Consider the following 22,079-nt stretch of genomic DNA (forward strand, 5'->3'; position numbering starts at 1 on the left):
GCTGTCTCCATGGAAGTCGTCCAGAAAACCAATCGGCAAACACCGGCCGCCACGATGCTCGACCCGAAGATCGTGGGACCCGCGATCGGCTCGGCTTTCGCCAAGCTCGATCCGCGGGCCATGGTCAAGAACCCCGTGATGTTCGTGGTCGAGGTCGTCGCTGCTCTCACCACCGTGATCTTCCTGCGCGATCTGGCAACGGGCGGCAGCGATCTCGGCTTTACCTTTCAGATCATCCTGTGGCTGTGGTTCACGGTGCTGTTTGCCAATTTCGCCGAAGCGGTCGCCGAGGGACGGGGCAAGGCGCAGGCCGAATCGCTGCGCAAGACCCGCACCGAAAGCCAGGCCAAGCTCTTGAGCGGCGAAGGCCGGGAATATCGCCTGGTGCCGGGCACGAGTCTCAAGGTCGGCGATATCGTGCTGGTCGAAGCCGGCGACAACATCCCCTCCGACGGCGAGGTGATCGAAGGCGTCGCCTCGGTGAACGAAGCCGCGATTACAGGCGAATCGGCGCCCGTGATCCGGGAATCCGGCGGCGATCGTTCGGCTGTGACCGGCGGCACGCAGGTGCTGTCGGACTGGATTCGCGTCCGCATTACCGCCGCGCAAGGATCGACCTTCATCGACCGCATGATCAAGCTGGTGGAGGGCGCCGAGCGGCAGAAGACGCCGAACGAGATCGCGCTGAACATCCTGCTCGCAGGTCTCACCATCATCTTCGTGTTTGCCACCGTGACCATCCCGAGTTACGCGGCTTACGCCGGTGGCCAGATTTCGGTGATCATTTTGGTGGCGCTGTTCGTGACGCTGATCCCGACCACCATCGGCGCGTTGTTGTCGGCGATCGGAATCGCCGGCATGGACCGGCTGGTGCGCTTCAATGTGCTGGCGATGTCGGGCCGGGCGGTCGAGGCCGCCGGCGACGTCGATACGCTGCTGCTCGACAAGACCGGCACGATTACGCTCGGCAACCGCCAGGCGACGGCGTTCCGCCCCATTCGCGGCGTCAGCGAACAGGAACTGGCGGACGCCGCCCAGCTCGCCTCGCTCGCGGACGAGACGCCGGAAGGGCGTTCGATCGTGGTGCTGGCGAAAGAGAAATACGGCATCCGCGGCCGCGACATGGCCGAACTGTCCGCGATCTTCGTTCCGTTCACGGCGCAGACCCGCATGAGCGGCATCGATGCCGGCGGCTCGTCGGTGCGCAAGGGCGCGGTGGAAGCGATCCTGAACTACGTCGGCGGCGTCACGGCCCAGGCCAGTACGGCAGGCAACACGGTGCGCGCACTTCAGCCGCAGCTCGGTTCGGACGCCGCGCGCGAAATCAGCGCCATTTCGGACGAAATCGCCAAATCCGGTGGTACGCCGCTCGCGGTCGCCAAAGACGGCCGGCTGCTCGGCGTCGTTCACCTGAAGGACATCGTCAAGGGCGGCATCCGCGAGCGCTTTGCCGAGTTGCGTCGCATGGGCATCCGCACGGTGATGATCACCGGCGACAATCCGATGACGGCGGCCGCCATCGCGGCCGAAGCCGGCGTCGACGATTTCCTCGCGCAGGCGACGCCCGAAGACAAATTGAAGCTGATCCGCAACGAACAGGCCAACGGCAAGCTGGTGGCGATGTGCGGCGATGGCACCAACGACGCGCCGGCGCTCGCTCAAGCCGATGTCGGCGTCGCCATGAACACCGGCACGCAGGCGGCGCGCGAGGCCGGCAACATGGTCGATCTCGATTCCAACCCGACCAAGCTGATCGAGGTGGTCGAGATCGGCAAGCAGCTTTTGATGACGCGCGGTGCGCTGACGACCTTCTCGATCGCCAACGACGTCGCCAAGTACTTCGCAATCATTCCGGCGATGTTCCTGGCGTTCTATCCGCAGCTTGCGGTGCTCAACGTCATGCACCTCGCAAGTCCGCAAAGCGCGATCCTGTCGGCGATCATCTTCAACGCGCTGATCATCGTGGCGCTGATCCCGTTGGCGCTGAAGGGCGTGGCCTACCGGGCCATCGGCGCCGGCGCGCTGCTGCGCCGTAACCTGATGGTCTATGGCGTCGGCGGCATCATCATTCCCTTTATCGGCATCAAGGCGATCGATCTCGTCATCGCCGCCTTGCACCTTGCCTAACCACGTCATTGCGAGCGAAGCGAAGCAATCCAGAAAGACCACCACGAAAGCAAGGGCTGGATTGCTTCGTCGCATACGCTCCTCGCGATGACGACGGAACTACAGGAGACCTAATATGCTGAGAGAAATTCGCCCCGCGATCCTGATCCTGCTGCTGTTGACGCTGATCACGGGCCTCGCCTATCCGCTTGCGATCACGGAAATCGCGGGTGTGCTGCTTCCGTATCAAGCGCAAGGCAGCCTGATCGAGCGCGACGGCAAGGTTGTCGGCTCGGCCCTGATCGGGCAGGAATTCAAGCAGGACAAGTATTTCCACGGCCGGCTTTCGGCGACGACCGCGCCCGATCCGGCCGATTCGAGCAAGACGGTGCCCGCACCCTACAACGCTGCGAATTCTGGCGCCGCTAACCTCGGCCCGACCAGCAAGGCGCTCGCCGATCGCTTGAAGGAAGATGTCGACAAGCTGAAGGCCGAAAATCCTGGCGCGAGCGTTCCGGTCGATCTCGTCACGACATCAGCCAGCGGGCTCGACCCGGATATCTCGCCGGAAGGCGCGCTGTTTCAGGTGCCGCGGGTGGCGAAGGCCAGGGGCATGGCGGAAGACAAGGTGCGACAGCTCGTGACCGAGAATACCGCCGGCCGCCTGGTTGGGTTATTTGGTGAGCCCAGGGTTAACGTTCTGGCGCTTAACCTTGCGCTGGACGCAGCCGTGCGCAACTAGGGCCCTCTAGGCCCGACGGAGCGCGGGGACTATATTATTGCTATGGTTCAGCAGCCGCGCCGCGACCCCGAAACACGCCCTTCGCCGGAAGCCCTGCTGGAGGCGGCCCGGCGCGAGAACAGTGAAGCCGGGCGCTTAAAGATTTTCGTCGGCGCCGCTCCCGGCGTCGGCAAGACCTACGAAATGCTGCAAAGCGCGCACGCCCGGCAAAAAGCCGGCGTCGATGTCGTGGTCGGCATCGTCGAGACCCATGGGCGGGTCGAGACCGAGGCGCTGCTGCATGGGCTTGAGGTCATTCCCCGCAAGCGCGTCACCTACAGGGATCAGACCATCGAGGAGATGGACCTCGATGCGCTGATCGCGCGGCGCCCGCGACTCGCGCTGGTCGACGAACTGGCCCATACCAACGCGCCCGGCAGCCGCCACCCCAAGCGTTATCTCGATGTCGAGGAGCTGTTGTCGCGCGGCATCGATGTCTATACCGCCGTCAACATCCAGCACATCGAAAGTCTCAACGACGTGGTCGCGCAGATCACGCATGTGCGGGTGCGTGAGACCGTGCCGGATTCGGTGTTCGACCGTGCCGACGCCATCGAACTGATCGACCTCACGCCGGACGATCTCATTCAGCGGCTGAAGGAAGGCAAGGTCTATGTTCCCAAGCAGGCCGAGCGGGCGCTGGAACATTATTTCTCGCCGGGCAATCTGACCGCGCTGCGCGAGCTCGCGTTGCGCCGTACCGCGGAACGCGTCGACGAGCAGCTTCTCAACCACATGCAGGCCAACGCGATCGCCGGACCCTGGGCTGCCGGCGAACGCATCCTCGTCTGCATCAGCGAAGATCCGCGCTCGGCGGGACTTGTGCGCTACACCAAACGCCTGGCAGATCGCCTGCACGCGCCGTGGACGGCGCTCAGCATCGAGACGCGGCGCTCCCTGCGTTTGAGCGACGAGGATCGCGACCGGCTGGCCGATACGTTGCGGCTCGCGGAATCGCTTGGCGGCGAGGCGCTGACGATTCCGGCGATCGGGCGGCGGATCGCCGACGACGTCATCGGTTTTGCCCAAACCAATAATGTCACTCAGATCATCATCGGCAAATCGATGCGAAGCTGGTGGTTCGAGCTGACGCGTGGATCGGTGGTGCACGATCTGGTGCGCCGCGCCGGCAACATCAGCGTCAACGTGATCGCGGGCGAAGAGCTCGCTGCGGACCCCGTTCCGAAAAAGACGGTGCGTACGGCGGAGCGGCGCGAGCCGTTCCAGCCGCGGCCTTACTTGATGTCGCTCCTGATCGTGGCGGCGGGATTGGTCGCGGCAGCGTTTGTTCAGCCGCTGTTCGGCGGGATCGAGAATGTCGATCTGGTTTTCCTCACCGCCGTGGTCGCGGTGGCCGTGCGCTACGGCCTGTGGCCGTCGATCCTTGCCAGCATTGCATCGTCGCTTTGCTACAACTTCTTCTTCATGCCGCCGATCTATACGTTCACCATCACCGATCCGAACAATGTGGTGGCTTTCTTCTTTTTCATGCTGATCGCCATCCTGGTCTCCAACGTTGCCGCGCGGGTGCGCTCGCAGGCCGATACCGCCATTGGCCGTATCAGAACCACCGAATTGCTCTATGCGTTCAGCCGCAAACTGGCAGGCACCGGCACGCTCGACGATGTGCTGTGGGCGACCGCCTACCAGACCGCGCTGATGCTGAAGGTCCGCGTGGTGCTGCTATTGCCGGAGAAGGGCGTGCTCACGGTGAAAGCCGGCTATCCGCCGGAGGATCAGCTCGACCAGGCCGATCTCGCCGCCGCCAACTGGGCCTGGGGCAATGATCGCCCCGCCGGTCGCGGCTCCGATACGCTGCCCGGCGCCAGGCGGCTGTTTCTGCCGATGCGCACCGGCCGTGGCCTGATCGGCGTCATCGGCATCGACGACGACAAGAGCGGACCTCTATTGACGCCGGACGATCGCCGTCTGCTCGATGCGCTGGTCGATCAGGGTGCGCTTGCGATCGAACGCGTGCTGCTGGTGGAAGACATGGACCGCGTCAAGCGCAACGTCGAGTCGGATCGCCTGCGCTCGGCGTTGTTGACGTCGATTTCGCACGATCTCAAGACGCCGCTGGCGTCCGTGCTGGGCTCGGCCTCGACCATGCGTGATCTTTCCGGCGCGCTTTCGGAAGCCGAGAAGCGTGATCTGCTGGCGACCGTGATCGACGAGTCCGAGCGGCTCAACCGCTTTATCGCCAATCTGCTCGACATGACCAAGCTCGAATCCGGCGCCATCAAGCCCAATGCCGCGCGGCTCGATGTCAGCGAGGTGATCGGCAGCGCGCTGCGTCGCGCCAGCAAGATCCTGGCGCATCACAGGATCTCGCTCGAACTCGAGGCCGATCTGCCGATGCTCGAACTCGATGCCGTGCTGTTCGAGCAGGCGCTTTTCAATCTGCTCGACAATGCCGCCAAATATGCGCCGCCGGAGACCACGATCTCGATCCGTGGATGGCGGGAACAGAGATCTGTTACGCTCCAGATTCTCGACGAAGGCGAGGGCATTCCGCGCTCGGAGCTGGAAAGCGTGTTTGACAAGTTCTATCGCGCCCAGAAGGGCGATCACGTCCGTCCCGGCACCGGCCTCGGATTGGCGATTTCGCGCGGCTTTGTCGAGGCGATGGGCGGCACGATCTCCGCCGACAACCGCAACGACCGCTCGGGCGCGGTGCTGACCATCCGGCTGCCCATTCCACCCTCGGCCGCCAACGCATTGGATACCGCCGCATGAGCGCGACCCCGATCAAGGTCCTTGTCATCGACGACGAGCCGCCGATCCGCAAATTGCTGCGGATGGGTCTGACCACGCAAGGTTACGAAATCCTCGAGGCGCCGAACGGCAAGACCGGCCTCGAATTGCTCGCGGAGGATCCGGCCCTGATCATCCTCGATCTCGGTTTGCCGGACATTCAGGGGCATGACCTGTTGCGGATGATCCGCGGCCGCAACGACAGCGTGCCGATTGTGGTGCTGTCGAGCCGCGGTGACGAGGCCGGCAAGGTCGAGGCGCTCGATCTCGGCGCCGACGATTACCTGACCAAGCCGTTCGGCATGGACGAATTGCTGGCCCGCATGCGCGCGGCGCTCCGCCATCAGTTGCAGGTGCACGGCGAGCGCCCGGTGTTTCGTACCGGCGATCTTTCGGTCGACCTGGTGCGCCGTATCGTCAAGGTCGGCGAGCGCGAAGTGAAATTGTCGCCGAAGGAATACGATCTCCTGCGCGTCATGGTGCAGCATGCCGGCAAGGTGCTGACCCACCGGCTGCTGCTCAAGGAGCTGTGGGACGAGATGACCGACGCCCAATATCTGCGCGTCTACGTGCGCCAGCTCCGGCAGAAGATCGAGGCCGATCCCGAACGGCCGCAATTTGTGCTGACCGAAACCGGCATCGGCTATCGCTTGCGAGCGCCGGACTAGCGGGTGGCCCTCATTCCGGAGGCGCTCCGCGCTACCGCCGGACTTCGGCGACGCGGAGAAGGCCGCGAACACCGCCCTCCACGCCGAGGCACAGAATCCAGTAAAACAGGATCGCGCAGACAAAGCTTGCGAACGGCACGTAATAGGTCGCCTGAATCTCGTTCGCGGCGTAAGTCAGTTCCTGGACGGTGATGATGACCAGGAACGCGCTGTCCTTGATGACCTGGATCATCTGGTTGCCGAGCATCGGCACGGCGTCGAGCAAGACCGGCGGCAGAATGATGCGCACCAGCAACCGCCAGCCGTGAAACCCGAACGCACGCGCGGCTTCGTCGGCTTCGGGCGGTTGCGCCTTCCAGGCGCCTCGCAGCAGCTCGGCCACATAGGCGGCGTTGTAAATCGCAAGCGCGGTAACGCCGGCGGTCATATTGTCCAGGGTGATGCCGGTCGACGGCAGGCCGTAGTAGAGCAGGTAGCACAACAGCATGAAGGGGACTGCGCGGATGACGTCGATGGCCGCCTTCACCGGGCGAACGATGGCGGGTCCGCCTTGTACCAGGAGCCCGAATACCGCAAAGCCAAGTATGCCTGCGAGTACCGAGGAAATGGCGACGATCTCCAGCGTGAGCAGCAATCCGCTCAGCATCTGATCACGCTGCGACCACACGATCTCGAAGCCGTGAAAATTCATATCGCGTTCCCGGCGAGTTGGCGGTTTTCGAACAGCCGCTGGGCCAGAACGAGGACGCCGATGATGGCAAGGTAGATGATCAGCGCGACCGTGAACGGCGGCACCGGTTCATAAGTGGCGGCCCCGATGCGCACCGCCGCCCGCGTCACATCCGCCACGCCGATCACTGCGATGGCGGGGCTGACCTTGACCAGCAACGTCATCTCGTTGACCAGGGCCGGCAGTGCCGACCGCAGGAGTTGAGGCAGAACGATTTGGCGAAAACGAAGATGGCGGCGCATGCCAAAGGCCTTTGCGGCCTCAAGCTGGTCCTTGGGGAAGGCGAGCAAGGCTCCGCGCCAGATTTCGCAGTTGTAAGCCATGGAGCCCAGCGCGAGAGTGGCCACCGCTGCCACCACTCTTGGAAGTTCGATGCCCAAAACCGGCAGGGCAAAGTAAACCAGCAGCATCAGCGTGACCGACGGCGTCGCGCGAAGCAGGCTCACCAGGACCGCCACTAGTCCGTCGAGGCCCGGGATCTTCGCCCATCGGACAAGCGCCAGCATCAGTCCGAGCGGACTGCCGAGCACGATCGCGATCGCCGAGATCGCGATCGTATTGCCCGCACCGGCCAGCAGCGCGAGATAGTCGACGGCCCGCATCAGATGTTGGCGACGGGTTCCACCGACATGCTTTCGAAGGTGGTATCGAACCACTTCTTCTGGAGTGCGTACATCGAGCCGTCCTTGCGCGCGCCGAGCAGGAAGTCGTTGAAGACCTTCAGAAGCTCCGTGTTGCCCTTCTGCACGGCCCAGGCAATGTAGGTGGGTTTGGAGATGGCTTCGCCGAGTTCGAAGACCGTCGGCTTTTCCTTTGCGACCGTGGCCAGGCTGAGAAACGTATTGACGACGAAGTCGATGCGGCCAATCGAGAGGTCCTGATAGGCTTCGGGATAGCCCTGATACGTCACGATCTTGCCGAGCGTGCCACCGGTCGCCTTCAGCATATCCTCGAGCTGCGGCAGCAGCTTCAGCATGGCGCTTCCGGCTTCGACGCCGAGCGGCTTGCCGGAAAGGTCCTTGATCGACGTGATCTTGGGGTCGCCCTTGCGCTTGAGATAGAAGTCGACGGAGGCGGCGACCGGGCTGGTGAAATCGAGGGCCTGGATACGTTCGGGGGTAACGAGGATCGCCGTCACGGCCGCATCGTATTTTCCGCTGCTGACGCCCGGCAGAATGCCGGTCCATGGGATGATGTCCTGACGGACCTCGAACCCAACCTTCTTCTTCAGCATCTCGAGCAGTTCCTGATCGTAGCCGGTGGCCACGCCGTCCTTCATGAATTCAAAAGGCCGGTAATCGTCCTCGGTGGCGACCGTCATGAAGCCGCGCTTGGTGATGCCCGCAAGCGTTTCCGCCCGGCCCGAACGAGGCAGGCCGATCGCTGCGGCGGCGGAAGCTGCGCCCATCAGCATGTGACGTCTGGTCAGGCCGGAATCAATCTTCGAAGCCATGTCGATCTCCTGTTGCTACCGTTTTGCGCTGTTAAAATCAGGCAAGGAGCGTGCCATCGGGCGTCCGTTCTGCTTGCGCTATCGAGCGGCTGCTCCGCATTTGCATCGTTCAGGCGGCGGATTGGTCCGCGCGGCGCGCGGCCTGGATGGTGGCGGCCTGGTCGCGGTACCGCGCCCAGATCGAATCCAGATACTCCATCGAGACGGGATCTAGGTCCGTTCGGGGTTCGGGATCCCGGCTCCAATGGCCATAGGCGTCGACGCCGGCGACCGGCATCGCTGAACGCGGACCGAGCGTCGAGCGGACGTGGGCGGCCATGTAGAAAAACGCCACGCCGATGCGCCGGTCGTCCGAGCGGTTCGGCAGCGAGTCATGCGCGGTGCGCTCGTGGTGCAGGGAGAACTGCCCGGGTTCGAGCGGCATTTCGACCGCGAGGTTGTCGTCGATTCCCTGCAACGACTGGCCGCGCGCCAGCAGATTATTCGCATCGTAGGTTTCTTCATGGACCAGATCCGGCCCCCGGTGACTTCCGGGCAGGACGCGCAGGCAGCCGCTCTCTGAAGTCGCAGGCGACAACGCGATCCATGCCGTGACGCAGTCGTGCGGGTCGAGGCCGTAATAGGCCGAGTCCTGATGCCAGGAGACGAAGCGTATATCGCGCGCATTCTTGGCAAAGGCCGACGATCCGAACAGCAGCACGTCCGACCCTATGAGCGATTGCACGGCTTCAACGATGGCGGGGTGGCGGGCGAGTTCGCACATCCAGGGGAAGGCGAGGTGGGCCTTGATCTTGAGACGCTTGTTGACCTCCTCGCCGGACTGGGCTTCGTAAGTCTCGATCCGGCCACGCAGCGTGGCGGCCTCTGTCGAGGAAATAGCGTTGAGCGGGAAAAGGTAGCCGCTGGTTTGGAAGAAATCGATTTGTTGCTGCGTCAGCCCAGAGCCCATCGGTCGCTCTCCTATTTCGATACTCCGCGTATCGTTTCTATGATAGGAGCGGCTGTCAACGCCGAATTTTGTGCATTTCCCGCTTACAGGGGCGTTACGTCCGATGATTGATCTTGCAAAGAAAAAGCGGGCGGCGGCCACGCCGGCAGCCCCCGCGCGGCTCGGAAGGCCGCGCGATGAAGCAGCCCGCGCCGCCATCTTGAGATCGGCCAACGCCATTCTCGAAGAGAAAGGGATCGGCGGCTTCACGATCGAAGCGGTTGCCGCGCGCGCCGGCGTCGCCAAAACCACCATCTACCGCTGGTGGCCGAGCAAGGGCGCGCTCGCGATGGCGGGTTTTCTGGCCGAGACCGCGCCCAAGATCTCCTACCCGAATAGTGGCTCGGCGCGGGCCGATCTGATCAGCCAGTTGCGGCGGGTCGCATCCGTCTATGGCGGAAAAACTGGACGCGTGCTGGCGGCGATCCTGGCCGAGGGCCAGCGCGACCCCAATACGATGACGGCGTATATCGAGGGCTACGCGCGCCCGCGCCGCGAGGCGGCCAAAGCGATCCTGAGCGCCGGGGTTGAGCGGGGCGAGCTCCGGGCAGACATCGACCTCGAGGCGACGGTCGATGTGCTTTACGGACCGATCTACTACCGCATGCTCGTTCCGTTGGCGCCACTCGATCCCAAATGGGCGGAGAAGATGGCAAACCATGTCTTTGCCGGACTGTTGAAGTCCAGGCCCACATCGCCAAAGCGATCCTAGCAGCGTGGGATTTGAGTGGATTAGATATTCGCTAACCACGGCTACCCACGAGGCCGCAGCCGAATGTCGGGTTTTGGGGTCAAGGCGGACGAGCGCCCTGCGCCTGACGAAATTCACACCCGGACTTTGGGAACCATTCCCCGGCGAGCCTATTGGCTCACTGACACAATCACTTTTTGGAGAAACGCCATGAAAGCTTTCGCAATCACTCTGGCAGCCGCGGCAAGTACGCTTCTTGCGACCGCTGCTTCCGCTGCTCCGCTTTCCGCCAATGTATCAGTTGCACCGGAGAGCAATATTCAAAACGTTCGCATGGTCTGCGATGAAGTCGGTCGTTGCTGGCGCGAACGCGGCGAACGCCGCGTCGTCATCCGCGATGGACGCGATGATTACGGATATGCGCCTCGCGAGCGTTACATCGAGCGGCGTGGCTATGAGGAGCGTGGCGGTGTCGGCTTCAGCGTGCCCGGCGTGAGCGTCGGAATCGACCGCTACTGACGGATGATGAAGATTCGATGAGAAAGGTCGCGGAGCAATCCGCGACTTTTCCTTTGGAGGCACGAAGCGGACGAGAGCAAGCTGCTTGACGTCCGCTGACCTAACGCGGACATTCGAAACAAACTTCGTCAAGACGCCTCAGTCGCCTTCATTGTGCATGAGCTGCGCCGCGAGATAGTCGGAAATTGTCCTCACCTTAAGAGAGGGGCGGCGGCCGGTCGGATAAACGGCGTGCAGTTCGACCCAATCGAGCTGATAGTCGGAAAGGATCGGAACGACTTCGCCAGCCTCGAGCTCGGTCCGGCACATCCATCGCGAGGCGACAGCTATTCCAAGCCCGGCTTTCGCGCAGGCGATAACGCCATCGGCCGAGGTAACCGTTATCGACCCTTGCACGGTTACGGATTCTGCTTTCCCCGATCGTGTGAAATTCCAGCCGCTCCGGCTGGAAAGACCAGGGCCGAGAATGCAGTCATGCCCGGCGAGATCGGCGAGCGTTCGCGGCATTCCCTTGCGCGCAAGATAGCCAGGCGAGGCAATGGCCATGCGCGGGGCCTTGCCCAGCAATCGCGCGCCAAATCCGGAATCCGGCAGCCGGCCCAGTCGCAGGGCCATATCGGCCCCCTCGGCGATCAGGTCCTCGGTCCGGTCCGACATCAGTAGTTCGATGCGCAGTTTCGGATGCTGCGTGACAAACCCGGGCAGACGAGGAATCACTTCGCGAGCTCCGAGTGCCCCCGACAATGCGACCCGTAATGTGCCACGCAGGCTGTCGACGCCGCGCGCCGCATTTTCGGCATCGTCAAGATCGCCCAGGATTTGCTGCGCTCGCGCCAGAAACACCCGCCCGGCCTCGGTCGGCGTGACGTGCCGCGTGGTGCGCAAAAGCAGCTTGACGCCCAGCCGCGCCTCAAGGTCTGCGACCATCCGCGATATCGAAGGCTGCGACACCCCGAGCTCGCGCGCAACGCGAGAGAAGCTGCCGGTCTCGCCGGCGCGGACGAAGGCTGTCAGTTCCCGGAGCCGGTCACTCATACGCTGGATGTATAAGTCAGATACGAACTGTCCGTCTACCGCGCGCACGGTCCGATGTCATCTTTGGGAAGGCCGACGGGAGCCCGACGGCCGAAGAGGAAGCAACCAAGGAGGCGCAAATGACGAAGACAGCTCTTATTACCGGAGCCACGAGTGGCATCGGCCGCGCGGTGGCCAACCAACTGGCGCAGTCGGGCGTTCAGGTCATCGTGGTCGGCCGCAACGTGCAGCGCGGCGAAGACACGATTTCGCAAATACGGGCCGCGGGCGGGAAAGCCGATTTCATCGCTTCCGACCTTCGCGATGCCGCGAGCGCCCGTGTAGTTGCGAAGAAGGCCCTCGAGTTGGGTAAGGGCCACGTCGACATCCTGATCAACAACGCCGGCGTGTTCCCATTCGGCCCGACGCATGAAATGAGCGAGGCGTCATTCGACGACGTCTATGCGCTCAACGTGAAGGTTCCCTTTTTCCTTGTCGCCGAGCTTGCTCCGTTGATGGCGGAGCGCGGCAAAGGAGCAATCGTCAACGTTTCGACGATGGTGGCCGACTATGGCGCGCCGGGCTTGAGCCTGTACGGATCAAGCAAGGCTGCAATCAATCTACTGACCAAGGCCTGGGCGGCCGAATATGGACCCAAGGGCGTCCGCGTAAATGCGGTCAGTCCCGGCCCGACGCGGACCGAAGGCACGGCGGCAATGGGTGAGGATGCGCTGCGGCATCTTGCGGCGCAAGCACCCGCCGGGCGTCCGGCTGCGCCAGAGGAGATTGCCGAGGCGATCGTGTTCCTGACCAGCGACCGCGCCAGCTTCATCCAGGGTGCGATTGTGCCGGCCGATGGCGGCCGGACGGCCGTATGAACGTGACAGCCATCCGCATGGTCATCTTTGGCGAGCGAGCCTCGCCAACAACGAGGAACTGAAACCATGAGCGCAACCGACGCAAACAAGGTGCTCGTCACGGGTGCCAGCGGCCTGCTGGGTGTCGCCACTATCGAAAAATTTCTTTCCGCGGGCTGGGAGGTCGTCGGAGTATCGCGTCGCAAGCCGGAGCTACCAAGCGGCCGCGACTTCGAGTTTCTGTCGGTCGATCTCCGCGACAAACAAGCCGCCCGCCTTGCGTTCGAACCGCTGACGGACATCACGCACATCGCCTATACCGCCTTGCATGAGAGGCCCGAATTGGTCGCGGGCTGGTCGAGCAAGGAACAGATCGAGACCAACAATGCCATGCTTCACAACGTGGTGGAGCCCATCGTGCGAATCGCCACCAATTTCCGGCACATCAGTATCCTGCAAGGAACAAAGATCTACGGCGTGCACCTTCACCCGATTCCTATCCCGGCCCGCGAGCGTGATGCTCGCAAGGACCATGAGAACTTCTTTTTCGATCAGGAAGCCTATGTGCGCGAGATGGGCGCCCGGCATGGCTTCAACTATACGGCCTTGCGTCCGCAGCTGGTAACCGGTGCCACCCCCGGTGCGTTAAACGTCCTTCCCGCAATCGGCGTCTATGCGGCGATCCGGCGCGAGAAGGGTGAACCGTTCGGCTTTCCCGGCGGCCCTTCGTTCGTGTGGGAAGCCGCGGACGCAGACCTTGTCGCCGACGTCATGGTCTGGGCGGCGCAGTCGCCCCAGGCAGCGAACGAGGCATTCAATATCACCAACGGCGACGTGTTCGAGTGGCGTAACATGTGGCCAGCCATGGCCAAAGTTCTTGGTGTCGAAACGGGGCCGGACATGCCAACGAGCGTGACGGCCTACCTGAAGGAAAATGCGGATATCTGGGACCGGATCGTCATGAAGTACGGGCTTCGTTCGCGGAGCCTGCGGGAATTCGTCGGCCAGGGAGACCAGCACGCGGACTTCGCATTCGCCTACGGCGCGCCGGAAGGACCTCGGGCATTCGTGAGCACCGTCAAGCTGCGCCAGGCCGGGTTCACCAAGACAGTCGATACCGAGGACGCCTTCGGGAACGCGCTAAAGTCTTTGCTCGATCGCAAACTGCTGCCGTCCGTCACGAAATGATCGGACCAGGATACACAATCGTTTTGGGCGACTGACGCCTGCCGGATGGCTGGTGTTCGACGATGCGCTAGCGTTGGCCCCAGCGACATGTCAGCTATTGCCACTTCCCTGGATTGACCCAAAAACGTAGGTTGGGTCGTTTGAAAAGGTCCTTTACACGCCCAAGCTGGGCCAAGGGCGCCGAGATAAAAAAATGCGCTAAGGAACTGAAGCTTTCCCGGGCACGGCAAAATGCCGGAAAGAGCCATTCCCAATTTTCGTTTCCCGGTTTAGGCTCCTCACAGGCGCCGGCCAACGGCGCGAACGCGAAAAAATCCGCGTCAGGAGCGAGCGGACGTAATCCGCCGGTCCAAAAAATGGGGAGTTCACGCGATGAACCAGCCGTTCAAGCTCGACGTCAACGGCCAAACTCACTCCATCAATGCCGATCCGGATATGCCGTTGCTGTATGCGCTGCGCAACGATGTCGGTCTCAACAACCCTCATTTCGGCTGTGGATTGGCGCAATGCGGTGCCTGCACCGTGCATGTCGATGGCCAGCCGACGCGTTCTTGTGTGACGCCTCTATCGGCTGTCGGTGAATCCAAGATCGTGACACTGGCAGGTCTTGGCACTCCCGAAAAACCGCACCCATTGCAGGCCGCCTATGTCGAGGAGCAGGTGCTGCAATGCGGCTACTGCATCAATGGCTGGTTGATGACCGCGGCAGCATTCCTGCGCGATAACAAGAAACCGACGGAAGATCAGATCAAGGATGCATTGTCCGGATTGAAGTGCCGTTGCGGTACCCACATCAGCATTCTCAAGGCGGTCAAGCGCGCCGCCGAGATGATGGGCTGAGGAGGGGGAGCCATGACAAAGTTCGAAAACGCAACTTCGCTCACCCGTCGTTCTGTATTGCTCGGCGGCGGCGCCCTGGTGGTGTCGATTGGTGCCGGCGTCACGCTCGATACCGTGCTGACGATTGGTCAAGCTTACGCGCAAGGGACAAAGCCGCCGCTGACGCCAGAGCAGCTATCGTCGTACATCGCGGTGAATGCCGACGGCCGCGTCGCGGCCTACTTCGGCAAGATGGATATGGGGCATGGACTGCACGTTGCGGTCGCCCAGATCGTAGCCGAAGAGCTCGACGTTCCTTTCAAGAGCGTCAAGGTCTTCATGGCCGATACGGCTACCTCTGTAAATCAGGGCGGTGCATCGGGGTCTACCGGCATCCAGCTTGGCGGCAAACAAATGCGTGTGGCGGCGGCGGAAGCGCGCCGTGTGTTGGTCGAAATGGCGGCGGGACGATTGTCGGTGCCGATTGACAAGCTGACGGTCAATGATGGCGTTGTCAGCGCTATCGATGACAAAGCCAAGAGCGTTTCTTATGCGCAATTGATCGGCGGCCAGTATTTCAACATCAAGCTCGACTGGAACAAGGAGATCGGCAACGCACTGTATGCACCGGGCAAGGCGATGCCAAAAAAGCCCAGCGAACACAAAATCGTTGGTCAGCCGATCAAGCGCGAAGACGTCGCGCCGAAAGTCTTCTGCGAGGAGGACTTCGTCACTGACGTCAAAGTTCCCAATATGATGCACGGCCGCATGATCCGGCCGTCGGTCGCCGGCTCGGTACCCGTCAAGATCGATGAGAGCTCGATCAGGGATATTCCGGGCGCCAGGGTCGTCTGGCAAAAAGGTTTTCTTGGCGTCGTCGCTGACCGGGAATGGGACGCAATCCGGGCGGTCGAAAAGCTGAAGGTCGAGTGGTCTGCCGAGGCACAGCCTTTTCCGCTACAGGCCTCACTGTTCGATCACATTCGAAAAGCCCCGGTGCGAAAGCGCATGGTGGAGAAAGAAAACGGTGATTTGGATGCGGCCTTCAATACGGCAACCAAAATCATCGAGGCCGATTATGAGTGGCCATTTCAGTCGCATGCCAGTATGGGACCGGCCTGTTCACTTGTAGAGATCAAGGACGGCAACGTCACCTGCTGGAGTGGGACGCAAAAATCTCATTTCGTTCGGGATGGACTGGCTGCCGTGCTGCAAGTCCCTCCAGATCGCGTTCATGTGATCTTCAAGTCGGGGCCAGGCTCCTATGGCCGCAACGACGCCGATGACTGCGCGATGGATGCCGCCATTCTCGCTCAAGCGGTCGGCCGTCCGGTACGGCTGCAGTACATGCGCGATCAGGGCACCGGCTGGGACCCAAAGGGACCTGCCTCCGTTCATCGGGCGAAGGCCGGGCTCAATGCCGCCGGCGAGGTGATCGCGTACGAGTTCAACAGCAAGGCTTTCTCGCGCGTCGACGTCGATACCAACGGTGGAAAACCGCCGGATACGCTGACAGGGCAGGCTCTCGGCGTTGCCTTGAAATCAGGTGATGGTTTTGGTGTGCCGGCGGAATCCTATGAGATAGCCAACAAGCGGATGACGTGGGAGACTATTCCGCCACTGCTCGATCGCTCATCCCCCCTGCGCACGTCCCATTTGCGCGATCCGGTAGGACCGCAGATTCATTTCGCCAGCGAATCCTTCATCGATGAGCTGGCGGCGGCGGTGAACGCCGATCCAATCGAGTTCCGCCTCCGTCATGTCAAGGACCCTCGCGATATCGCTGTCATCAAGGCAGCGGCGCAGAAGGCCAATTGGGAAACGCGGACATCGCCACGACGCGACCAGACTGGCGCCAAGGTGTCCGGCCGTGGCATCGCTTACGCTCAACGTAACGGCACCCGCGTCGCCGTTATCGCCGAGGTCGATGTCGATCGGTCGAATGGAAAGATTTGGGCGCGCAAATTCACGGTGGCGCATGATTGCGGGCAGATCATCAACCCGGACGGTCTGGTGAAATGCGTCGAGGGCAACATCGTGCAGGGTGTTAGCCGCGCTCTGTGGGAGGAGGTCACCTTCGATCGTAACGCCGTCACCAGCGTGGACTGGATCACGTATCCGATCCTCGACATCACGGAAACGCCGGGCCAGGTCGACGTCGTCTTGATCAACTATCCAGACATCGCTCCGTCGGGTGCGGGGGAGCCTTCGATACGTCCGGTGGCCGCCGCGATCGGTAATGCAATCTTCGATGCGACAGGCGTGCGCATTCGCCGAGTTCCGTTCTCGCCGGAGCGGGTTAAGGCAGCGTTCTCGTAGCAAACGGAAACACACGAAGATCTCATATCGGTGGCAGCGTTGCCGCAATAGCGCGGTCGCGTTCCCCGGATGCTGCGCAGCGCGCTAGCGGTGCGCTGCTGATCCGGGGTCCATTATCCTTACGGGAGCGAGAATGGGTCCCGGATCTGCGTCATGTCATGCCGCGACGCGTCCGGGACACGAGACAAACCGCGAGAGAGCCGGTTGCGCCTAAAATCCAAATTCCGAAGCCCGATCAAGCCTGAGTCTATTGTCCACTCCTTTTTGCAAAAATATTTCGTTTCGCCCGTCGGGCAAATCATCTCTACAAGCTCGCGCCATCCCGCCTCGATAAGAGCAACTGTGTCGAGATAGACGAGGGCCTGGGCGCGATAAAGGTTCGCTCGATCAGGCGGGTGCGTAACGAGCGGTGTCCCATTTCTGGTGGCGAGCGATCATGACGTTGAGAATGCAGATCAGCTTGCGCATGCAGGCCACGAGAGCCACCTTCGGCTCCTTTCCCTTGGCGATCAGGCGGCGATAGAAGGCCTTGGCGACTGGATTGTTCTGCGTGGCAGCGCCGAGGCAAGGCATGTAGATGGCGTTGCGGATCCAGCGGCGGCCGCCCTTGATGTGGCGCTCGCCCCGGCGCTTTCCACTGTCATCGTCGTAAGGAGCGATGCCTACCAAAGCGGCGGCGATCTTATCGTTCACTTGCCCGAGTTCTGGCATCCCTGCAACGAGGATCGCGGAGGTCGTTTCGGCAAAGCCCGGCACGCTCTCGATAATTTCGGCACGCTCGGCAAGGTGCGGTGTAGCCTTGACCTTGGCTGCGATCGCAGTCTCGAGCTTTTCAATTTCGGTCGCCAGACTCTTCAAGACGCGGGCCTGTGCTTTCTGAACCGGTCCCGGCGCGGCATGTGCACTTTGGCTTTGCAATCGGACCTTCAGCTCAACGAGCGCTAGGCGTGCTTTCACCAGGGCCGCCAGTTCCTCTTGCGCAGCATCATGTGTCTGGCTCGGCGTCTCGCCGAACGTCTCGGCAAACCAGGCGATCATCTCAGCATCGATCGTATCACTCTTGGCAAGCCGTCCGGCCGATTGAGCGAAGTGACGAACCCGCTTTGGGTCCACGATCCGTACCTCGATGCCGGCATCGTGCAGCACCTTGCGCCATTCACGCTCGTAACCGCCGCTCGCCTCCATCACCGCCTTGCCTACCTGGTGCCTGCGAAGCCAGGCCACCAGTTTGCGGCGACCTTGGGCGGTGTTCGGACAGGTCTGCCGCAACGCCAATGCTCGAATGCACAGGTCCACCTTGTCTTTGGCGACGTCGATGCCCACGACAGCGAGTTGATTTTGTGCCATCATCCACTCCCTTCCTTGCTCGGTTCGGGCTCGAAGCCCTTGCAACTGTTCGGGTTGAGGAAGACACCGGAGCTGTCCCTCGCTCTGATACAGGTTTTGCCGCCTTTGGGGCGCTACGGGCTCAGTTCCAGCAACGGGCGGTTTTGATCCAACCGCCCGTTCGCACATCTTGCCAAAATTTGCGGACACAAGGGGCGCTTCGCGATCGTCACGAACGTTGGGTGCGGGATGCGGTGGACGCTTTCGGTGCGAAGGACGAACGCGCTTGAGGCGGACGGCGAAGTCGTGTGGTCTTGGCGCCCCGATGCTGGCGCTAAATCGGCGAAAGGTGTTTCGCCGATGACGGAGACAATAAGGCCCGGTCTCCGGAGAGAGCACGAAGGAAACCGTTAAAACCACTGCGCAGGGAAGGCCGGATTGATCCGGTGAACCTGTGGTGACTTGTCTGCGTGCTTTATTTTCGCACGCGGAGCTGCGGGTGCATCAGACGCCCGGCTTTCCCTGCGCCCTCCAAGGGCGAACTGGTCAGGCAAGACTCGGGTGCACGCCGCGAGAATACGGACGTGTGTGGAGCTAACAACGGCGACGGGGGCTGGCAGGAACCATCTTCGTTTGCGCTGATTAGTTCCACGCCACAAGGAGAAGTGTCATGGCACGCAAATATTCGAAGAAGGCCTCCAGCAGCGTCGAACGCGCGATGAAGAAGCGCAACGCCGGCACGTTGAAGAGCGGCCGTTCGGGTCGAACGGTCAAGAGCCGCAAGCAGGCGATTGCAATCGGGCTCTCCGAGGCGAGAGCGGCCGGAAACAAGGTGCCGAAGAAGGCGACCGGTAGGCGGACGGGCAAGGCAGCGAAACGCAAAACCGCCTAGCCAGGCGGGCGCTACAGCGGCTTTTCATCCGGTACGAGGGAGCATTACAATGCTCCCTCCATTTGTGGGTAGAAGCCTGATTTCGAGATTGCCCTTGCCCCCCAAAAGCCTTTCCACGTACCGGAAGAAGCGGGATTTCGAAAAGACCTCGGAGCCCAGCGGCGACGCGACGGTGGCGCCGTCCAAACAACGTCGCTTTGTGATCCAGAAGCACGATGCGACGCGGCTGCATTACGATTTCAGGCTCGAGTTCGATGGCGTTTTCAAGTCATGGGCGGTGACGAGGGGACCCTCGCTCGACCCGCACGACAAGCGGCTTGCGGTCGAGGTCGAAGACCATCCGCTCGATTACGGCGATTTCGAAGGCACGATTCCCAAGGGACAATATGGCGGTGGCACGGTGCAGCTCTGGGACCGCGGCACCTGGGAATCCGACAACCCCGAGAAGGGCTTTGCCAAGGGCGACCTGAAATTCACGCTGCATGGCGACAAGCTGCATGGAAGCTGGGTGCTGGTGCGGATGCGCCATGATCGCACCGGCGGCAAACGCACCAACTGGCTCCTGATCAAGCACCGCGACGAGTATGCCCGCGAAGGCGAGGGTAACGATCTTCTCGCGGAAGATCGCTCGGTCGCTTCGGGGCGCAGCATGAGCCAGATCGCCAGCGGCAAGGGCAAGCCGCCGAAACCGTTCATGACCGCGCGTGGCGGGCCCAAGAGTCATATCAAGGCCGATGCGGTCTGGAATTCGAACCGGGGCGCGGCGGCGGAAGCGCGTGCGCACAACAGCAGAGCCGTTGCGGCGCCAAAGGCCGCGAAGGTCGATGCGATCCCGGATTTTGTCGCGTTCGAACTATGCACGGCGGTCGAACAACCGCCGAGCGGGACCGGCTGGGGCCACGAGATCAAGTTCGACGGCTATCGCGTCCAGTTGCGGGTCGAGGATGGCGAAGTGACGCTGAAAACCCGAAAAGGTCTCGACTGGACCGACAAGTTCAAGGCGATCGCGAAGGCGGGCAGCGCGCTGCCGGACGCGATGATCGATGGCGAGATCGTCGCGCTGGACCATGAAGGTAACCCGAACTTCTCGGCGCTCCAGGCCGCCATTGCCGACGGCAAAACGGATCAGTTGATTTATTATGCCTTCGATCTTTTGCTTGCCGGAGACGAAGACCTTCGCCGCTTGCCACTCGGGACGCGAAAGGCGCGGCTGAAACAATTGCTCGACGCACAGAAGAAGACCTCGAAGTCGATCCGCTATGTCGAGCATTTCGAAGCCGATGGTACCGATGTTCTGGAATCCGCAAAAAAACTCTCGCTCGAAGGCATCGTCTCCAAGAAGCTGAGCGCACCCTATCGCTCGGGGCGTTCCGAAAGCTGGACCAAGACCAAATCCCGCGCCGGGCAGGAAGTCGTGCTCGGCGGCTGGAAGACGACGAACGGTAAATTCCGCTCGCTGATGGCCGGCGTCTATCGCGACGATCACCTGGCCTTTGTCGGGATCATCGGAACGGGCTTTGGGCAGGATACGGTCCGGCGCATCATGCCCGCGCTCAAAAAAGCGGAAGCGGATGAGAGCCCGTTTGGCGGTAAGGATGCGCCACGCAAGACCCGCGATATTCATTGGCTGAAGCCGGAGCTGGTCGCGGAAATCGAGTTCGCCGGCTTTACCGACGGCGGCAACATCCGGCAGGCGGCGTTCAAGGGGCTGCGTCAGGACAAGCCGGCAGGCGAAGTCGTTGCGGAGAAGGTGGCCATGGTGAACGTGATCAGGCCTGCGCCAAAAGCCTCCAACAATTCCGGCGAAGTGATGGGCGTTGTGATCTCAAAGCCCGACAAGGAGCTGTGGCCGGCGACGAGCGACGGCGAGGGTGTCACCAAGCTCGATCTGGCGCGCTATTTCGAGGCGGTGGGCGAATGGATGCTCCCGCATCTCAAGGGGCGGCCGTGCTCGGTGGTGCGCGCGCCCGACGGGATCAAAGGCGAGACGTTCTTCCAGCGCCACGCGATGACGGGAACGTCAAAGCTGCTCGAGCTGGTCAGGGTTTCCGGCGATCGCAAACCGTATTTGCAGATCGACCGCGTCGAGGGGCTTGCGGCAGTGGCGCAGTCCGGCGGGCTCGAACTGCATCCGTGGAATTGCGCGCCGGATGCGACCGACGTTCCCGGGCGTCTTGTGTTCGATCTCGACCCTGCGCCGAATGTCGGCTTTGCCGATGTGATCGAGGCCGCCAGGGACATGCGCGAGCGTCTCACGGCGCTCGGCCTTGAAAGCTTCTGCAAGACCACCGGCGGCAAGGGCCTGCACGTCGTGGCGCCGCTGACTTATGGCGCCAAGGACAGGGTGACGTGGAAGGAAGCCAAGGCCTTTGCGCAAGGCGTCTGCCAGTGGATGGCTCAGGACAATCCGGAAGCATACCTGCTCAACATGTCGAAGAAGCTGCGCAAGGGAAAGATCTTCCTCGACTATCTGCGCAATGATCGCATGGCGACGGCGGTTGCGGTGCTTTCGCCGCGCGCGCGTGAAGGCGCCACGGTATCGATGCCGCTCACCTGGGCGCAGGTGCGTGGCGATCTCGATCCCAGGCGCTACACCGTTCGCACCGTCCCGGCCTTGCTCGCGAAGGGCAAGGCGTGGGACGGCTACGATGACGCCGCATCGTCGATCAGAAGCGCGATGAAGAAGCTGGGCGGTAAATTGTAGTCGCAATCGCGGCGGTCAAATCCGTCCAAGCAGAAGTAGTATCAGCAGGATCACGATGACGAGCCCGAGGCCGCCGCCGCCATAATAGCCGGTGCCATAGAAGGGGCCGCCGCCAACGCCGCTAAAACCGCCGAGCAGGGCGATCACCAGAATAATCAGAATGATGGTACCAAGGGACATCGAATCCTCCAGCCGTAACGTTTGTGTGCGTTCCAGCCAGCCAACAAACGGGACTCGTGAAAGTTCCGCGTGTTCGCAGTGCACTTGGTA

18 protein-coding genes and 1 pseudogene are annotated in these 22,079 nt (G+C 62.1%); 12 read left to right on the plus strand and 7 right to left on the minus strand.

Translation table 11 applies throughout. The annotated features are described in order from the left end of the window. Positions 1–9: 9 nt before the first annotated feature. The 4 genes from kdpB to BUA38_RS19695 all read left to right on the plus strand — a co-directional run bounded on the left by kdpB (position 10) and on the right by BUA38_RS19695 (position 6,309). Positions 10–2,127 (plus strand): potassium-transporting ATPase subunit KdpB, encoded by a 2,118-nt coding sequence (gene kdpB, locus BUA38_RS19680; RefSeq protein ID WP_072820360.1) that lies wholly within the window; start codon positions 10–12, stop codon positions 2,125–2,127. A gap of 115 nt (positions 2,128–2,242) precedes the next feature. Then, positions 2,243–2,848, plus strand: coding sequence for a K(+)-transporting ATPase subunit C (locus BUA38_RS19685; protein WP_072820362.1), 606 nt, complete (start codon positions 2,243–2,245; stop codon positions 2,846–2,848). A 42-nt stretch (positions 2,849–2,890) separates the two neighbouring features. Beyond that, the gene (locus BUA38_RS19690) at positions 2,891–5,623 is read left to right on the plus strand and encodes a sensor histidine kinase (RefSeq protein WP_072820364.1); all 2,733 of its coding nucleotides are present in this window, start codon (positions 2,891–2,893) and stop codon (positions 5,621–5,623) included. Next, positions 5,620–6,309 (plus strand): response regulator, encoded by a 690-nt coding sequence (locus BUA38_RS19695; RefSeq protein WP_072820366.1) that lies wholly within the window; start codon positions 5,620–5,622, stop codon positions 6,307–6,309. Before BUA38_RS19690 ends, BUA38_RS19695 begins: the two co-directional genes overlap by 4 nt. A 31-nt stretch (positions 6,310–6,340) precedes the next feature. Here the strand turns inward: BUA38_RS19695 and BUA38_RS19700 are convergent, their stop codons facing one another. From BUA38_RS19700 to BUA38_RS19715, 4 genes are all read right to left on the minus strand, one after another. Then, positions 6,341–7,000, minus strand: a complete 660-nt coding sequence (locus tag BUA38_RS19700; RefSeq protein ID WP_072820368.1) for an amino acid ABC transporter permease — start codon at positions 6,998–7,000, stop codon at positions 6,341–6,343. Further along, positions 6,997–7,641, minus strand: coding sequence for an amino acid ABC transporter permease (locus BUA38_RS19705; protein ID WP_072820370.1), 645 nt, complete (start codon positions 7,639–7,641; stop codon positions 6,997–6,999). Before BUA38_RS19705 ends, BUA38_RS19700 begins: the two co-directional genes overlap by 4 nt. Further along, entirely contained in the window at positions 7,641–8,492 is an 852-nt protein-coding gene (locus tag BUA38_RS19710; RefSeq protein WP_197685865.1) for a transporter substrate-binding domain-containing protein, read from the minus strand. The genes BUA38_RS19705 and BUA38_RS19710 overlap by 1 nt, the downstream gene beginning before the upstream one ends. 109 nt (positions 8,493–8,601) lie before the next feature. Continuing rightward, complete coding sequence (locus BUA38_RS19715) at positions 8,602–9,441, minus strand: phytanoyl-CoA dioxygenase family protein (RefSeq protein ID WP_072820372.1); 840 nt, start codon at positions 9,439–9,441, stop codon at positions 8,602–8,604. A gap of 103 nt (positions 9,442–9,544) precedes the next feature. Between BUA38_RS19715 and BUA38_RS19720 the strand changes: the two genes are divergently transcribed. After that, on the plus strand, positions 9,545–10,192 hold the full coding sequence (locus BUA38_RS19720) for a TetR/AcrR family transcriptional regulator (protein ID WP_072820374.1): 648 nt from the start codon (positions 9,545–9,547) through the stop codon (positions 10,190–10,192). A gap of 189 nt (positions 10,193–10,381) precedes the next feature. After that, a complete protein-coding gene (locus tag BUA38_RS19725) occupies positions 10,382–10,690 on the plus strand; it encodes a hypothetical protein (protein WP_072820376.1) in 309 nt (102 codons plus the stop codon). Between the two features lie 138 nt (positions 10,691–10,828). Here BUA38_RS19725 and BUA38_RS19730 read toward each other — a convergent pair whose 3' ends face one another. Beyond that, on the minus strand, positions 10,829–11,725 hold the full coding sequence (locus tag BUA38_RS19730; RefSeq protein WP_072820378.1) for a LysR family transcriptional regulator: 897 nt from the start codon (positions 11,723–11,725) through the stop codon (positions 10,829–10,831). A gap of 119 nt (positions 11,726–11,844) precedes the next feature. Here BUA38_RS19730 and BUA38_RS19735 point away from each other — a divergent pair, with 119 nt between their 5' ends. The 4 genes from BUA38_RS19735 to BUA38_RS19750 all read left to right on the plus strand — a co-directional run bounded on the left by BUA38_RS19735 (position 11,845) and on the right by BUA38_RS19750 (position 16,887). Continuing rightward, a complete protein-coding gene (locus BUA38_RS19735) occupies positions 11,845–12,582 on the plus strand; it encodes an SDR family NAD(P)-dependent oxidoreductase (RefSeq protein ID WP_156898583.1) in 738 nt (245 codons plus the stop codon). Between the two features lie 66 nt (positions 12,583–12,648). Then, positions 12,649–13,749, plus strand: a complete 1,101-nt coding sequence (locus BUA38_RS19740; protein ID WP_072820380.1) for an SDR family oxidoreductase — start codon at positions 12,649–12,651, stop codon at positions 13,747–13,749. A gap of 372 nt (positions 13,750–14,121) precedes the next feature. Beyond that, entirely contained in the window at positions 14,122–14,589 is a 468-nt protein-coding gene (locus BUA38_RS19745) for a (2Fe-2S)-binding protein (RefSeq protein ID WP_072820382.1), read from the plus strand. Positions 14,590–14,601: 12 nt separating this feature from the next. Beyond that, positions 14,602–16,887, plus strand: a complete 2,286-nt coding sequence (locus BUA38_RS19750) for a xanthine dehydrogenase family protein molybdopterin-binding subunit (RefSeq protein ID WP_072820384.1) — start codon at positions 14,602–14,604, stop codon at positions 16,885–16,887. 387 nt (positions 16,888–17,274) lie between these two features. Here BUA38_RS19750 and BUA38_RS19755 read toward each other — a convergent pair whose 3' ends face one another. After that, positions 17,275–18,237, minus strand: a complete 963-nt coding sequence (locus tag BUA38_RS19755) for an IS110 family transposase (RefSeq protein WP_156898584.1) — start codon at positions 18,235–18,237, stop codon at positions 17,275–17,277. A 646-nt stretch (positions 18,238–18,883) separates the two neighbouring features. On the opposite strand from BUA38_RS19755, the pseudogene BUA38_RS19760 reads away from it, so the two are divergent. Both BUA38_RS19760 and ligD read left to right on the plus strand, forming a co-directional pair. Further along, positions 18,884–19,102: pseudogene (locus BUA38_RS19760) on the plus strand (DUF6496 domain-containing protein); the annotation flags it as partial. A 52-nt stretch (positions 19,103–19,154) separates the two neighbouring features. Then, positions 19,155–21,809 carry a DNA ligase D gene (ligD, locus tag BUA38_RS19765; RefSeq protein WP_072820388.1) on the plus strand — a complete coding sequence of 885 codons (2,655 nt, stop codon included), beginning with the start codon at positions 19,155–19,157 and terminating at the stop codon, positions 21,807–21,809. A gap of 15 nt (positions 21,810–21,824) precedes the next feature. Here the strand turns inward: ligD and BUA38_RS19770 are convergent, their stop codons facing one another. Continuing rightward, positions 21,825–21,989 (minus strand): DUF3309 family protein, encoded by a 165-nt coding sequence (locus BUA38_RS19770; protein WP_072820390.1) that lies wholly within the window; start codon positions 21,987–21,989, stop codon positions 21,825–21,827. Positions 21,990–22,079 lie beyond the last annotated feature (90 nt).

Origin of the sequence: Bradyrhizobium erythrophlei (genome assembly GCF_900142985.1) — a bacterium.
In the GTDB taxonomy this organism is placed as follows: Bacteria; Pseudomonadota; Alphaproteobacteria; order Rhizobiales; family Xanthobacteraceae; genus Bradyrhizobium; species Bradyrhizobium erythrophlei_B.